The sequence below is a fragment of the Paeniglutamicibacter sp. MACA_103 genome, from assembly GCF_045798555.1.
Classification (GTDB): domain Bacteria; phylum Actinomycetota; class Actinomycetes; order Actinomycetales; family Micrococcaceae; genus Paeniglutamicibacter.
This window is the reverse complement of sequence record NZ_JBIXLN010000002.1, coordinates 73,931-88,424: the sequence shown is the minus strand read 5'-3', so window position 1 is coordinate 88,424 and position 14,494 is coordinate 73,931. Positions and strand designations below refer to the sequence as shown.

General features: G+C 66.8%; 14 protein-coding genes, 6 tRNA genes and 1 riboswitch. Of the genes, 11 read left to right on the top strand and 9 right to left on the bottom strand.

From position 1 onward, the window contains the following. Positions 1-11: 11 nt before the first annotated feature. Positions 12-920: a sulfurtransferase gene (locus ACIPVK_RS01350; protein ID WP_407610182.1), complete on the bottom strand. Its 909-nt coding sequence runs from the start codon at positions 918-920 to the stop codon at positions 12-14. A 270-nt stretch (positions 921-1,190) separates the two neighbouring features. Between ACIPVK_RS01350 and zapE the strand changes: the two genes are divergently transcribed. Beyond that, positions 1,191-2,228: a cell division protein ZapE gene (zapE, locus tag ACIPVK_RS01345; RefSeq protein ID WP_407610181.1), complete on the top strand. Its 1,038-nt coding sequence runs from the start codon at positions 1,191-1,193 to the stop codon at positions 2,226-2,228. 135 nt (positions 2,229-2,363) lie between these two features. Here the strand turns inward: zapE and ACIPVK_RS01340 are convergent, their stop codons facing one another. The 8 genes from ACIPVK_RS01340 to ACIPVK_RS01305 form a co-directional block, all read right to left on the bottom strand. Further along, positions 2,364-3,500: a benzoate/H(+) symporter BenE family transporter gene (locus ACIPVK_RS01340; RefSeq protein ID WP_407610180.1), complete on the bottom strand. Its 1,137-nt coding sequence runs from the start codon at positions 3,498-3,500 to the stop codon at positions 2,364-2,366. A gap of 162 nt (positions 3,501-3,662) precedes the next feature. Continuing rightward, entirely contained in the window at positions 3,663-3,890 is a 228-nt protein-coding gene (locus tag ACIPVK_RS01335) for an antitoxin (RefSeq protein WP_407610179.1), read from the bottom strand. A 382-nt stretch (positions 3,891-4,272) separates the two neighbouring features. Further along, positions 4,273-4,348, bottom strand: a tRNA-Gly gene (locus tag ACIPVK_RS01330). Between the two features lie 34 nt (positions 4,349-4,382). Next, a tRNA-Val gene (locus ACIPVK_RS01325) sits at positions 4,383-4,454 on the bottom strand. 149 nt (positions 4,455-4,603) lie between these two features. Beyond that, positions 4,604-4,676 (bottom strand) — tRNA-Gly (locus tag ACIPVK_RS01320). Positions 4,677-4,710: 34 nt separating this feature from the next. Beyond that, positions 4,711-4,782, bottom strand: a tRNA-Val gene (locus ACIPVK_RS01315). Positions 4,783-4,805: 23 nt separating this feature from the next. Then, positions 4,806-4,876, bottom strand: a tRNA-Cys gene (locus ACIPVK_RS01310). Between the two features lie 62 nt (positions 4,877-4,938). Next, positions 4,939-5,011 (bottom strand) — tRNA-Gly (locus tag ACIPVK_RS01305). Positions 5,012-5,220: 209 nt separating this feature from the next. On the opposite strand from ACIPVK_RS01305, the gene ACIPVK_RS01300 reads away from it, so the two are divergent. From ACIPVK_RS01300 to ribH, 10 genes are all read left to right on the top strand, one after another. Next, positions 5,221-6,072: a cytochrome gene (locus ACIPVK_RS01300; protein WP_407610178.1), complete on the top strand. Its 852-nt coding sequence runs from the start codon at positions 5,221-5,223 to the stop codon at positions 6,070-6,072. Between the two features lie 118 nt (positions 6,073-6,190). Next, on the top strand, positions 6,191-6,766 hold the full coding sequence (gene def, locus ACIPVK_RS01295) for a peptide deformylase (RefSeq protein ID WP_407610177.1): 576 nt from the start codon (positions 6,191-6,193) through the stop codon (positions 6,764-6,766). Then, positions 6,763-7,701, top strand: a complete 939-nt coding sequence (gene fmt, locus ACIPVK_RS01290; RefSeq protein WP_407610176.1) for a methionyl-tRNA formyltransferase — start codon at positions 6,763-6,765, stop codon at positions 7,699-7,701. The genes def and fmt overlap by 4 nt, the downstream gene beginning before the upstream one ends. Beyond that, positions 7,698-9,251 (top strand): RsmB/NOP family class I SAM-dependent RNA methyltransferase, encoded by a 1,554-nt coding sequence (locus tag ACIPVK_RS01285; protein WP_407610175.1) that lies wholly within the window; start codon positions 7,698-7,700, stop codon positions 9,249-9,251. Before fmt ends, ACIPVK_RS01285 begins: the two co-directional genes overlap by 4 nt. A gap of 41 nt (positions 9,252-9,292) precedes the next feature. After that, positions 9,293-9,964: a ribulose-phosphate 3-epimerase gene (gene rpe / locus ACIPVK_RS01280; protein ID WP_407610174.1), complete on the top strand. Its 672-nt coding sequence runs from the start codon at positions 9,293-9,295 to the stop codon at positions 9,962-9,964. A 20-nt stretch (positions 9,965-9,984) separates the two neighbouring features. After that, positions 9,985-10,131: riboswitch (FMN riboswitch) on the top strand. A gap of 153 nt (positions 10,132-10,284) precedes the next feature. Next, positions 10,285-10,986 carry a nicotinamide riboside transporter PnuC gene (gene pnuC / locus ACIPVK_RS01275; protein WP_407610173.1) on the top strand — a complete coding sequence of 234 codons (702 nt, stop codon included), beginning with the start codon at positions 10,285-10,287 and terminating at the stop codon, positions 10,984-10,986. Continuing rightward, positions 10,986-12,038, top strand: a complete 1,053-nt coding sequence (gene ribD / locus ACIPVK_RS01270; RefSeq protein ID WP_407610172.1) for a bifunctional diaminohydroxyphosphoribosylaminopyrimidine deaminase/5-amino-6-(5-phosphoribosylamino)uracil reductase RibD — start codon at positions 10,986-10,988, stop codon at positions 12,036-12,038. The genes pnuC and ribD overlap by 1 nt, the downstream gene beginning before the upstream one ends. Before the next feature lie 11 nt (positions 12,039-12,049). Beyond that, the gene (locus ACIPVK_RS01265; protein ID WP_407610171.1) at positions 12,050-12,682 is read left to right on the top strand and encodes a riboflavin synthase; all 633 of its coding nucleotides are present in this window, start codon (positions 12,050-12,052) and stop codon (positions 12,680-12,682) included. Continuing rightward, the gene (gene ribB / locus ACIPVK_RS01260; protein ID WP_407610170.1) at positions 12,679-13,962 is read left to right on the top strand and encodes a 3,4-dihydroxy-2-butanone-4-phosphate synthase; all 1,284 of its coding nucleotides are present in this window, start codon (positions 12,679-12,681) and stop codon (positions 13,960-13,962) included. Before ACIPVK_RS01265 ends, ribB begins: the two co-directional genes overlap by 4 nt. Beyond that, positions 13,959-14,441, top strand: a complete 483-nt coding sequence (gene ribH / locus ACIPVK_RS01255) for a 6,7-dimethyl-8-ribityllumazine synthase (protein WP_407610169.1) — start codon at positions 13,959-13,961, stop codon at positions 14,439-14,441. Before ribB ends, ribH begins: the two co-directional genes overlap by 4 nt. Positions 14,442-14,494 lie beyond the last annotated feature (53 nt).

Sequence of the window (14,494 nt, the reverse complement as noted above, 5' to 3'; positions counted from 1 at the left end):
CGCTCATGGCCCTAGGCTCCGAATCCCGCGGGCACGGCGCCGGGCTCGAGGCCCTTCACGATGGGCACGCGCACCGCGTTGCCCCATTCGGTCCAGGAACCGTCGTAGTTGCGCACGTTCTCGAAGCCGAGCAGGAACTGCAGGGCAAACCAGGTGTGGCTGGAGCGCTCGCCGATGCGGCAGTAGGTGATTACGTCGTCGCCCGCCGCCAGGCCTGCCTCGCCCAGGTAGATCGCCTCGAGCTCGGCACGGGACTTGAACGTGCCGTCCTCGGCCGCCGCCTTGGCCCACGGAACGGAAGCGGCCGTCGGGATGTGCCCGCCACGCAGCGTGCCCTCCTCCGGGTAGGCAGGCATGTGGGTGCGCTCGCCGGTGTATTCCTCGGTGGAGCGCACATCGATCATGGGCTTGCCGAAGTGGCCGAGCACCTCGGGCAGGAAAGCACGGATGACGGTGTCGTCGCGCTCGATGACAGGGTAGTCGGATGGCACCACCGCAGGCTTCTCGCGGGTGGTCTCCCTGCCCTCGGCGATCCACTTGTCGCGCCCGCCGTCCAGCAGGCGGACGTCCTGGTGGCCGAAGAGGGTGAAGACCCACAGTGCGTAGGCGGCCCACCAGTTGGACTTGTCCCCGTAGATGACCACGGTGGACTCGCGGCCGATGCCCTTGGACGCCATCAACGCGGCGAAGCGCTCGCCGTCGACGTAGTCGCGGGTGTCTTCGTCGTTGAGCTCGGTGTGCCAGTCGACCTTCACCGCTCCGGGGATGTGGCCCGTGTCGTAGAGCAGGATGTCCTCGTTGGATTCGAGAACCACCAGGCCCTCGGTGGAAAGGTTGGCCGCAAGCCATTCGGTGGACACCAGCCGCTGGGGGTGGGCATAGTCGGCGAACGACGGATTGGAGTCGATGGGAAGGCTCATGGTGATTTGACCTCGCAACAAGAAAATCGGGGGAATGGTGTTGCTTCCAGCGTAGCGATCCGGCGCGGTGCCGGCAGCGAAACACTGTCATTCGACGCCATATTTCGCTCCAAGCGTCGGCTTTTGCGCCATCGGCCGAGGGGGCTGCGCCGGAAGCGCGACACCCCCGTTTTAGTGGTTGTCGAATGTCTGGGCATAAAATGGCGAGGGCGTGTCTTTGCGCCGCGCACGCACACCACCATCCGAAGATCTTAAGGACCGTTCCGCCGTATGGCCACGATTACGCATCTTTCCCAACGGACCCCCACGGTCTCCATCGACGACCTGCTTGCCGGCTTCCACCCGTCCTACCGCTTCGGCGAGGTCTCCTTCGACACCTACCGGCCGGACCCGGCTTGGCCCACCCAAGCCGAGGCGGTCACGAAGCTCAAGCACTTTGCCTCGACCATCGGCAATTCCAAGGGCGGCTTCCTGGGCAAGCTCTTCGGCAAGAAGAAGGTCGAGAAGTCGGGAATGTACCTCGACGGCGGATTCGGCGTGGGCAAGACGCACCTGCTGGCCTCGCTGTGGCACCTGGCGCCCGGCCGCAAGGCGTTCGGCACCTTTGTGGAATACACCAACCTCGTCGGCGCCCTGTCCTTCCGCCAGACCGTCGAGGTGCTGAGCAGTTATTCGCTGGTCTGCATCGACGAGTTCGAGCTCGACGACCCGGGGGACACCGTGCTGATGTCCCGCCTGATGCGCGAGCTTTCCGATGCCGGCGTGAAGATCGCTGCGACGTCCAACACGCTTCCCGGCGCCCTGGGCGAGGGACGTTTCGCCGCGGTGGACTTCCAGCGCGAGATCAAGGTGCTCTCCGAACAGTTCGACGTGCACCGCGTGGACGGGGTCGACTTCCGCCACCGCGGCCTGCCCGACGCGCCGGTGCCCCTGGAGGACGGCTCCATCGAGGAGTTCGCCGTCGAACGCTACGGGGACAAGACCTTCGCGGTTGACGAGTTCTCCGACCTCATCGGGCACATGTCCAAGGTCCACCCCAGCCGGTACCGCGCCTTGCTGGCCGAAACCGACGTGCTGGTGCTGCACAACGTCGAGACCATCACGGAGCAGGCGGTTGCCCTGCGCTTCGTCGTGCTGGCCGACCGCCTGTACGACAAGGACGTGCCGATCATTGCCTCGGGCAAGCCGTTTTCCGAGCTTTTCACCCCGGAAATGATGGCCGGCGGCTACCAGAAGAAGTACTTCCGTGCCGTCTCGCGCCTCACCGCCCTGGCCCGCGAAGGCCAGACCGGGGAACCGGCGCTGTAGACGCCGCAGCTGAAGGCCGTGACGGCCCGCATCTACAAGAACGTCGTTCTCGAGGGGGAGCGGCGCGGGCGTCACGGCCTTTTTCGTGCATTCCGACGGGGCAACGGGGAACCGGCGGTTGGAAACCGAACCGGGTCAGTGGCGCTTGCGTTCGATGAGCAGACGCAGGGCCAGGCCGGCGACCAATGCCCAGAACGCCCCGCCGATCCCGGCGAAGCTCAGGCCCGATCCGGCAATCAGGAACGCCACCAGGGAACTCATGCGGCTGGTGGGGTCCGACAGTGCCGAGGACGCGGATGCGCCCAGGGTGCCCAACAGCGCCAGGCCCGCCGCCGCTTCCAACAACCCCTCGGGGCTCGCGGTGGCCAGCGCGGTAATCGCGGCCGATGCCAGTCCGAGCAGGACATAGAATCCGCCGGAGGAAACCGCCGCGATCCAGCGCCTGGACCGGTCTTCGCCGGCCTCTTCCCCGGCCGCAAGGGCAGCGGAAATCGCCGCAAGGTTGATGGCGTGCCCACCAAAAAGGGCCGCCGCGGAGCTGCCGATGCCGGTTGCCAGCATCGAGGCGCGCCACGGCGTTTCGTAGTTGAAGCTGGCCAGCACGGCCACGCCCGGAACGTTTTGCGAGGCCATCGTGACCACGAAGAGCGGCAGGGTGATTGCGGTGAAGGCCTCGAGGCTGAACGCCGGTGCGGTGAATTCGAGGGCGGGGAGCAACTCGCCCATCACGCCCGCACCGGCCTGGCCCATGGAGAATCCGGCGATGCCCAGGGCTGCGGCCATCGCGGCGGGAACCGCCCACCGCGGACTCAGCCGCAGGAAGACCAGCCAGACCACGATGACCGGGGCGACATGCAACGGGATGGTGGACAACGCGACAAACGGTGCCAGGCAGAGCTTGAGCAGCACGCCGGCCAGCATGGCCTGGGCCAGTGGCACGGGGATCGCGGCCAAGAGCCGGCCCAGCCAGGGGATGGCCCCGGTTGCGGCAATCAGCACGCCGGTCATGATGAAGGCGCCAACCGCCTCGTTCCAACCGAAGTTCACCGCGGCGGCCCCGGCCAGCAATGCGGCACCGGGGGTTGACCATGCGGTGGTGATGGGTCGCCTGGTGATCCACGCGAGCCCGACGGCACAAATCGCCAGGGCGATGGTGAGGGCGAAAAGCCCCGAGGCGGCCTGGGCGTCCGTCGCACCGACGGCCTTGAGGCCGGTGAGCACCACGGCAAAGGACGAGGTGTATCCGACCAGTGCTGTGACGAGACCGGCCATGATCGGCTGTGTAAGTGTGGACCGCAGCGGAGGGCTGGGTGTGGCTGGGGAGGTCAAATCGCTTCTTTCCGTGCAAACGACAGGTGCCGGTTCCGCCTCACGGCGGTACCGGCACCCGTTTGTCGCGCCTAGGGCAAAAGTCCTAGTGAACTTGGCAAGGACCTACTGGGTCGGCGTGCCGCCTTCGCCTTCATTCTTTTCGACGAAGTTCTTTGCGCCATCCTGAACCTTGTCGATGTGCTCGGCGAACTTGCCACCGGTCTTTTCATCGATGAAGTCTCCGGCGCTGTCAATGGCGCCACCGACCTTGTCCGAGTTCTCGCGAATCAGCTCGGTCGCCTTGTCCTTCAGTTCCTCGGCCTTGCCCTTCAGCTCGTCAAAAATAGACAAAAGGCACCTCCTCTCAGTAGTGGGGGCATGGAAAGCCCCCGTCTACGAAACATCCTATGCGCAGGGGCTCGCGAATCAAGGGCATTTGGATCAATTCTTTCCTCGATGTGACTCTGACTTGTCATTATTCGACAAGAAATGCGGCGGGGACTGCCCTGTTGAGGTATTGCTGGCATGGGCGCGGGGATCCCGGATCGTTCACTGAATCCCGCTTGCAGGGCGGGGGCGCGAACGATGGACTCCGGGCTTCGGGAAGGGCGGGGGAGCCGGATCGGGGACGGCTGCTCGGGTCCGGCATGCCACAACGGAGGCCCGGAAAGCAGGGGCAATGATGTTAAACAAGTAGATCGCGTGATTTGGAATAATCACGCGATCTACTATTTGGAGTGGACAACGAGGTTCGAACTCGCGACCTCAACCTTGGCAAGGTTGCGCTCTACCAGCTGAGCTATGTCCACATGAACAATCAATACCTAAAGTATAGACTCTTCGTGGGCGATACTGGGTTCGAACCAGTGACCTCTTCCGTGTCAGGGAAGCGCGCTACCGCTGCGCCAATCGCCCATTTGGGATGCTGCACCTGAACTATAGCTTGGATTCGCGATCTGCAAAATGGCTACCCACATATTCATTCAGGTACTGCGTGTGTTTTCCCGGAGGAAAGCACACAAGAACAAGGACCCCTCTTCCAGAAGAATTGAGGCCATCTTCAGAGTGGACAACGAGGTTCGAACTCGCGACCTCGACCTTGGCAAGGTCGCGCTCTACCAGCTGAGCTATGTCCACGTGAAAAACCAACACACCAGGTGTGGATTCTTCGTGGGCGATACTGGGTTCGAACCAGTGACCTCTTCCGTGTCAGGGAAGCGCGCTACCGCTGCGCCAATCGCCCATACTACTTGCAACATTCCTACGAGGTGGGGACGGGATTCGAACCCGCGTAAACGGCTTTGCAGGCCGGTGCCTCGCCTCTCGGCCACCCCACCATAACCATTCGGTAAAATACCTCCTGGTTAGATCGGCAAGCCGATCCGGTGATTCAAATGCGAGTGGACAACGAGGTTCGAACTCGCGACCTCGACCTTGGCAAGGTCGCGCTCTACCAGCTGAGCTATGTCCACGTGTAGAAGCGCATTCCGCCCGGAATGTTTCCGTTCCGTTTGGCTGCGTTCCAACGAGTAAAAACTCTATACGACGTTTCACCAAAGTTCCAAATCGGCGCATTCCTGCGCCGACATGCGGCAAAGATCCTTGTGATCCCGCGGTTTTTGACTGGCCGGGAAACTGCCGAAAGCGGCAAAACGTCCCTGGAACGTGGAAAAATCTTTATATGACTTCACCAGCATTGGCCCAACAGACCGAATTCGGGCGCATGTATTCCAGAAAAATCGGCGCACTTCCGGAGGTTCCATCGATCACCACTGTCATTGGGCAGGAAAAAACGGATATGGACGGTTGGATAGGTCACATGGCGGCCACGGCCGTGGTGCAGGACGCCAGGCTGGGCGAAGCCGTCGGGAACTCCGCCAAGCTCAAGGCGCTGGCGCGCCAGGCCTCAAGCGCGGCGGCGGATTATCGTGATTTGGCGGCGGCCCGCGGAGACCGCGTGCACCAATACTGCGAGCAGATAGCGTTGCGTGCCATGGGCAGGCCGCACCAGGCCGCACAGGCCCGCGAAGCGCTCATCGCCAACAAGGAGGAAGCCTTTGCAGGGCGCTTTGACGAGTGGTGGGAGACCTACCAGGTGCAGCCGCTTGCCGCCGAGGTGACGGTCTGGAATTCGAGCATCGGGTACGCCGGCACTCTTGACTTGGTCGCCACCATTGGCGGGCGGCTGTGCCTGATCGATTACAAGACCCGCGGCACCAGTCGCGACGGCCGCGTCAAGCCCCTGGACCCCAAGGTGGTCATGCAGCTGGCCGCGGGAGCCAAGGCCGAGGAAATGGTCGTTGACCCCGCCGCCGGCACGTGGGAACCGTGGAAATACTCACAAGACCCGATGCTCCTGGGCGTGGCAATCGGCGAAACCGAAGTCCAGACGGTGATGGCCAATCCGGAGGTCCTGCCCGCGTACTGGTCGAAGTTTTGGTCGCTGCGCCAGGTGTGGGGCGCCGCGCAGAGGGTCGGCGATGCCGGGATGGCCCTGCGCGAGGTGGGCCCGCCCCCGCCACCGGCGGCCTGAAGCGGTCGGTAGACTGGTTGGCAGGGGACAGGTGCGCCGCAACAGCTTGGTCGTGCCCGTCCACCTTCATCCACAGCACATTGCCGGAACCCCGCCGGCCGAAGGGAGATGCGACCGCATGGCCGTCTTAGGTATTCGCATTGTTGGCGACCCAATCCTCCGAACCCGCGCAGACGAAGTCACCGAATTCGGTCCCGAACTGCGCAAGCTCGTCGCCGACATGGACGAGACCATGGAAAACGTCGAGGGGGCAGGCCTCGCTGCTCCCCAGGTGGGAGTCTCGCTGCGGGTCTTCACCTACCAAATCGCCGGGAAGCGCGGGCACCTGATCAACCCGGTGCTGGAACTGGGCGAGGAGTACCAGGACGACGTGACCGAGGGTTGCCTGTCGATCCCGGGCCTCGGCTACCCGGTGCGCCGGCGCCAATGGACCCGGGCCACCGGGGTGGACGTGGAGGGAAACCCCGTGGTCGTGGAGGGCGAGGGGTTCCTCGCCCGGTGCCTGCAGCACGAAACCGACCACCTCGACGGAATCCTCTACATCGACCGGCTTGAGGGCGAACTGAAAAAGGACGCCTTCCGCAAGCTGCGCGACACCAGCTACAACTCGGTGGCAGCAAGTACCGTGACCAAGCGCAGCTCGGCGCTGGGATCCAGCTTCGGCGCCGGCGCAAGCTTCGGACACCAGGCGTGAGGGTCCTGTTCGCCGGGACCCCGCAGGTCGCCGTCGCCTCCCTTGACCAGCTCGTGAACGACGGCTTCGACGTGGTGGCGGTGCTGACCCGCGAGGACGCCCCGGTCGGGCGCAAGCGCGTCATGACCCCGTCCCCGGTTGCGGCACGCGCCGCGGAACTGGGCATCGAGATCATCCATGCCAACCGCATCGACGATGAAACCCAGCAGCGCATTGCCGCGCTGGACGCCGACATCGCCGCGATCGTCGCCTACGGCGGCCTGGTCCCCGAAAAGGCTCTGGGCATTCCCCGCCTGGGCTGGGTCAACCTCCACTTTTCGCTGCTCCCGGCCTGGCGCGGCGCCGCGCCGGTGCAGCACTCGATCATGGCCGGGGACGACATCACCGGGGCGGTGACCTTCCAGCTCGAAAAGGGCCTGGACACCGGTCCGGTCTTCGGAACCCTGACAGAGGCCATCGATCCCTCCGACACCGCCGGGGAGCTGTTGGGCCGGCTGGCCGTTTCCGGATCCGTGCTGCTCTCGCAGACGCTCTCGGGCCTGGACAGCGGCGCCCTGGTCGGCGTTCCGCAGCAGGGCGAGGGCAGTTACGCGCACAAGCTCACCCTGGCCGACGGCAAGGTCGACTGGTCGCTTCCGGCCTTGGTGATCCGTCGACGCGTCAACGGCACCTCCCCGGACCCCGGGGCCTGGACCGAACTCGACGGCCAACGTTTCAAGCTCGGAACGCTTCTCCCGCAGGCCGAGGTCACCGACCTGGCCCCGGGCGAAGTGCGCATCGAACCGGGCAAGAAGCCGCGCGTCCTGGTGGGCACCGGCTCGCACGCCGTGGAACTTGGCCTGGTGCAACCGCCGGGCAAGAAAATGATGAATGCAGCAGATTGGGCGCGGGGCATTCTCGCGTCCGGAACCGTGGATGAGGTGAAATTCGCATGAGCGAATTCGGACAGGGACGTTCCGACCGTCCGCGACGCAGCGAACCGAACCGCGGCGGCGCACAGGAACGCCGCAGCGACTCCGGCCGCACCCGCAACCGCGGGGGATCCGGGCCGCGCCAATTCAGCGCCTCCGCGCCCTCGGCCCGCAACCGCCGGGCGGACCAGGCCCGGCTGACCGCCTTCGAGGTGCTGCGCGCGGTTGCCGAGAACGACGCCTACGCGAACCTGGTGCTGCCGGCCCGCATCCGCGAACACCACCTGGACCGCCGCGACGCCGGCTTCGCCACCGAACTGACCTACGGCGCCCTGCGCGGCCAGGGCCTCTACGACGCGATCCTGGCACGCTGCGTCGACCGCCCGCTGGACCAGCTGGACCCGGCCGTCCTGGACGCGCTGCGCCTGGGGGCCCACCAGCTGCTGGCCATGCGCGTGCCCAGCCACGCGGCACTGGACGAAACCGTGTCACTGGCCCGCATGGTGATCGGCGCCGGTGCCTCCGGGCTGATCAACGCGGTGCTGCGCAAGGTCTCGCTGAAGGACCTGGACACCTGGAGCGGTGAACTCGTCGCGGGCATCGCCGATGAAAGCGCGGCCGCGGCACTGGTGCATTCGCACCCCGAATGGATCGTGCGCGCCCTGCGCCAGGCGCTGGTGGCCCACGGCCGCGACGCCGCCGAAATCACCGAGCTGCTGGTCGCCGACAACCTGGCCCCGGTCGTGAACCTCGTGGCGCTGCCCGGGGTCGGATCGCTGGACGAGGCCCTCGACGCGGGCGCGGAACCCGGGACCCTGGTCGCCGATTCGGCCTACTACCAGGGCGGGGACATCGCCCGGCTTTCCTCGGTGCGCGCCGGCAGCACCCGCGTCCAGGACGCCGGCTCCCAGCTGGTCGCCCGGGCCCTGGCCCAGGTCGCGCTGCCGGAGGGCGGCGAGGACACCTACTGGCTGGACCTCTGCGCCGGCCCCGGGGGCAAGGCCGCCTTGTTGGCCGCCCTGGCCGCCGAGCACGGCGCGAAGCTCACCGCCAACGAACCGGCCCAGCACCGCGCGGAACTGGTCAACAAGGCCCTGGTCGCCATCGACCCCGACACCTGGATGATCTCGGTGCGCGACGGACGCGAATACGGGGAAGCCGAATACTCCGGTGGCTACGACCGGATCATGGTCGATGCGCCGTGCTCGGGCCTGGGCGCGCTGCGCCGCCGCCCCGAGTCCCGCTGGCGCAAGAGCCCCCGCGACGTCGCCGAGCTGACGATCCTGCAGGGCGAACTCCTGGATGCGGCACTGTCCGCGGTGCGCGTGGGCGGCGTGGTCGCCTACGTGACCTGCTCGCCGCACCCGGCCGAGACCGTTGCCGTGGTCGATGACCTGCTGGCGCGGAACAAGGACGCCAGGCTGCTGGACACCGGGGCCGCCCTCGAGTCCGCGGCACTGCCGGGACTGGCCTCCGCCGCACGCGCCGTGGGCGGGGGAAGCACCGTCCAGCTGTGGCCGCACATCCACCGCACCGATGCCATGTTCATGGCGCTGTTCACCCGCACCGCCTAGACCCGCCGGCACGTCCGGCGGCCAGCAGCCAGAAGGAAACCATGCGTACCTGCCAGATCAACCCGTCGATCCTCTCGGCGGACTTCACCAACCTCGAACGCGAACTCACCCGGATCCACACCGCCGACGCGGTGCACGTCGATGTCATGGACAACCACTTCGTGCCCAACCTGACCATCGGCCTGCCGGTGGTGCAACGGCTGGCCGAGGTCAGCGCGCTGCCGCTGGACGTGCACCTGATGATCAGCGACGTGGACCGCTGGGGACCGGGCTACGCCGAGGCCGGCGCCGCCTCCGTCACCTTCCACGCCGAGGCCTCCGCCGCGCCGGTCAAGCTGGCGCGGGACCTGCGGGCCGCCGGCGCCAAGGCGTCGATGGCGCTGCGCCCGGCCACGCCCATCGAGCCGTACCTGGACATGCTGCCGGAGCTGGACATGGTGCTGCTGATGACCGTCGAGCCCGGATTCGGCGGGCAGGCGTTCCTGGACCTCGTGCTGCCCAAGATCCGCAGGGCCCGGCGGGCCATCGACGGAACCGGACTGCCGATCGCCCTGCAGGTCGACGGCGGGGTCACCCGCGAAACGATCCTGCGCGCGGCCGAGGCCGGGGCGGACGTCTTCGTGGCCGGATCCTCGGTGTACGGGACGCAGGATCCCGCCGAGGCAGTGGTCACATTGCGAAATCTCGCCGCACGGACACCCGTTTCCATGTAATACTGGGAGCTACAACTACACAACGTGCTCCGGGGTCGGTGTAAGTCCGAACCGGCGGTTATAGTCCGCGACCCAAGCCACAAGATCCCTTCGGGGATCCCGAGGCCTGGTTGAACTGGTGAAATTCCGGTACCGACAGTTAAAGTCTGGATGGGAGAAGCACGTACACGCAACACCAGCGCTCTCGCGAGTGCGAAAGGCACGGACAGACGGGAATCCAAGCGATTCCCCCGGATCCGGAACCTTCGCCAGCGGGTCGGCCACAAAGGTGGAACCGTCGTATCGAACCCCCGGAGCCATCGCGGCTTGACAGGAGGACGATGGATTTTCTGCGGTGGCTCATTGAAGCTTTCAATTCTTACATCACGGTGGGCAGCAGCGCGCTGCTCGTACGCGAAGTGGTGGGCAACGTCTTCGGACTTGCCTCCGCCCTGGGCGGCATCCGCCGCAAGGTCTGGGCCTGGCCCGTCGGCATCATCGGCAACGTCCTGTTGCTGACCGTCTTCCTGGGCAGCATCTTCGGCAACGACCAGACCGCCAACCTGCTGGGCCAGGCCGGACGCCAGATCATGTTCATCGCGGTGTCCTTCTACGGCTGGCAACGGTGGAAATCGAGCCGGGCATCGGGCGGCAGCGCCGTCACCCCGCGCTGGGCCTCCGGCACCGAGCGACTGTCGCTTGCCGCCGTCCTGGTCATCGGCACCGTCGCACTGACCCCCGTCTTCGGCGCCCTGGGCTCCTACGAACCGGTGTGGGCCGATGCCTGGACCTTCGTCGGCTCCCTGCTGGCCACCTACGGCATGGCCAAGGGGCTGGTCGAGTTCTGGCTGGTCTGGGTTCTGGTCGACGTGGTCGGGGTGCCGCTGCTCTTCAGCGCCGGATACTACGCCAGCGCCTTCATGTACCTCTTCTACGGGTGCTTCACGCTGGCCGGGTTCTTCATCTGGTGGAAGGCCAAGAACAACGCCAAGCCAAGCATCGAAACCGAAATGCCGGACCCGACGGTGAAGGTGAACGGCTGATGCAATCCTCACGCCTTCTGGCCGCCATGCGGCTATCCCTTGAACTGGCCCGCCGCGGCACCCGCGGCGCCAACCCCCTCGTCGGCGCCGTCATCGTCGACCCCGAGGGTACGATCCTGGCCACCGGCTACCACCGCGGCGCCGGAACCCCGCACGCCGAGGCCGACGCACTGAACCGCCTGGGCACCATCGACCCGGCCGCCGCCCGCGCCGCGACCATGCTGGTCACCCTCGAGCCCTGCAACCACACCGGACGCACCGGCCCCTGCTCACGCGCCATCATCGACGCCGGGATCGGCAACGTGGTCTTCGCCGTGGCCGACGACGGCGAGCAGGCCGGCGGGGGAGCGGCCACGCTGCGTGCCGCGGGAGTCAACGTGGAGCACGGCCTGATGGAGGCCGAGGCCACCGAGCTGAACCACCGCTGGTTCGCCGCCCGCGCCGCCAACAGGCCTTTCACCACGCTGCACCTGGCCCAGACCCTTGACGGGCGGATCGCGGCCAAGGACGGGACCAGCCAATGGATCACCTCGCCGCGTTCGCTGCTCCACGCCCATGAGGTCCGCTCCCGCGTGGGCGCCATCGTGGTGGGCACCGGCACCGTCATGGCGGATGACCCGCGGCTGAGCGCCCGCGACGAACACGGCCAACCCTTCGCCTCCCAGCCCCGGCGCATAGTCATGGGGCAGCGGGACATCCCCGGGGACGCGGCGCTGAAGGCCGACGGGAACTGGGAGCAGGTCCGCTCCCGCGACCCGCACGAGGTGCTGGAACGGATCGCCTCCCGCGGCATCGGCCACGTGCTGATCGAGGGCGGCGCCTCGATCGCCACCGCGTTCCTGGCCGAGGACCTGGTCGACGAGATCTTCCTCTACCAGGCGCCGATCTTCCTGGGCTCCGGGCGCGGCAGCGTCGGGGAGCTGGGGGTCGACACCCTGGCCGCCGCCCGGCGATTCCGCCTGGACGCCGTGGACGGCGAGGCCGTCCGCATCCTGGGCCCCGACACGCTCACCCATCTTGAACCCATGCCAACCGGCACCGGCACACCTTAAGGAATCCACGCATGTTCACCGGAATCATCAGCGGCATGGGCCGCATCGAGGCAATAGACGCAACCCCGGAAACCGACTCGGTCATCCTGCGCATCCTTGCGCCGAACCACACCGAGAACCTGGAACTGGGCGGCTCCATCGCCGTCAACGGCGTCTGCCTGACCGCCACGTCAATATCCGGGGACACCCTGTCCCTGGACGTCATGGGCGAGACCCTGCGCCACACCACCATCGGCGCCCTGGCCCCGGGCGAAGGCATCAACCTGGAGCGCTGCGTGCAGGCCGGCGGCCGGCTGGACGGGCACGTCGTGCAGGGCCACGTCGACGGGGTCGGGCACCTCCTGGAGCACGAGTCTCTCGGCGCCTGGGACCGCTTCCGCTTCTCCATCCCCTTCGAGCTGGCCAGGTACGTGGCCAAGAAGGGATCCATCGCCATCGACGGGATCTCCCTGACCGTCACCGAGGTCTCGGCCGCGAGCGAGAAGGAGCAGTGGTTCGAGGTCGGGATCATCCCCACGACGCTGCGCGAAACCACGCTGGGCCAACGCGTGCCCGGTTCCGCCGTCAACCTGGAAGTGGACGTCATGGCCAAGTACGCCGAGCGTCTGGCATCATTCAACAACTCCGAAAGCAGCGCATCATGAGCACCGATACCATTCGCCTGGATTCCATTGACGCCGCGATCAGCGCCATGGCCGCCGGCCAGGCCGTAGTGGTCGTCGACGACGCGGACCGCGAAAACGAGGGCGACATCATCTTCGCCGCCGAGTTCGCCACCCCGGAGCTGATGGGCTGGACCATCCGCCACTCCTCGGGCGTGGTGTGCACCCCGATGGACGGGGACCGGGCCGACGCCATGGGCCTGCCGCCCATGGTGGAAAACAACCAGGACTCCAAGGGCACCGCCTACACCGTTTCCTGCGACGCTGCCCACGGGGTCAGCACCGGCATCAGCGCCGCCGACCGTGCGCTGACCTCCCGCATCCTGGCCGATCCGGCCTCCGGCCCCGAGCTGATCACCCGCCCGGGCCACATCTTCCCGCTGCGCGCGGTCGACGGCGGGGTGCTGGTGCGCCGCGGGCACACCGAGGCCAGCGTCGACCTGTGCAAGGCCGCGGGCCTGGAGCCCGTGGGGGTCATCGCCGAGATCGTCCACGACGACGGATCGATGATGCGCCTGCCGGCACTGCGCGAGTTCGCCGACCTGTGGAACATCCCCTTGATCAGCATCGAGGACCTGGCCGCCTGGCGCGCCACCACCGACGCCGAGCCGGCCGTGGGCACCAGCGCCGCAGCGGTGCAGGGCGGGCCGGAGGTCCGGGTTCCCACCCCGCACGGCGAATTCATGGTCCGCGCCTGGCGCGAACGCAGCACCGGCACCGAGCACCTGTCGCTCAGCGCCACCGGCCCTGACGGCACCATGCCGGTTGAACCGCTGGTGCGCGTGCACTCCGAGTGCCTCACCGGCGACGTGTTCGGATCCTACCGTTGCGACTGCGGGGAGCAGTTGGCCGCAGGCCTGGAGGCCATCAACGAATACGGGGGCGTGATGGTCTACCTGCGCGGCCACGAGGGCCGCGGCATCGGGCTGGCCAACAAGATCCGCGCCTACGCGCTGCAGGACGGCGGCGCCAACACCGTGGCCGCCAACGAGCAGCTGGGCCTTCCGGTCGACGCTCGAAACTACGACGCCGCCGCAGCCATCCTCCACGCGCTGTCCATCCGCCGGATCCGGTTGATCACCAACAACCCGTTGAAGGAAGAATGGCTGGAGCAGGCGGGAATCGCCGTTTCCGAGCGCGTCCCCACCCGCGTGGCGGCCCGGCCCGAAAACCTTGAGTACCTGCGCACCAAGCAAAACCTGATGAACCATTCATTGCAATTGCCATCCAACGAAAACACCAACCCAGGAGTGAAATCATGAGCGGACACGGAGCACCCCTCGTCGGGGCCAACGAATTGGCGGCCGCCGGCGAAGCCGGCATGCGGGCGGTAATCGTCGCGGCCAGTTGGCACACCCAGATCATGGACGGTCTGCTGGACGGTGCCCTGCGCGCCGCCGCCGACGCCGGGATCAAGACCCCCGAGGTCATCCGCGTCCCCGGAACCTTCGAGCTCCCCGTCGCAGCTGCACGCCTGGCCCATTCCTATGACACCGTCATCGCCCTGGGTGTGGTCATCCGAGGCGGCACCCCCCACTTCGACTTCGTCTGCCAGGGCGCCACCATGGGCCTGACCGATGTCTCGGTGCGCACCGGCGTTCCCGTGGGCTTCGGAGTGTTGACCTGTGACAACGAGGAACAGGCCATTGCCCGTGCCGGTCTGGAAGGCTCCGTCGAGGACAAGGGCTACGAGGCCATGAGCGCGGGCCTGCAGACCGCCGTCGCGCTGGCACGCCGCTAACAAGAACCCTCACGCCGCCGCCCGCGCCACCGGTACCCGCCTGACGGGAAACA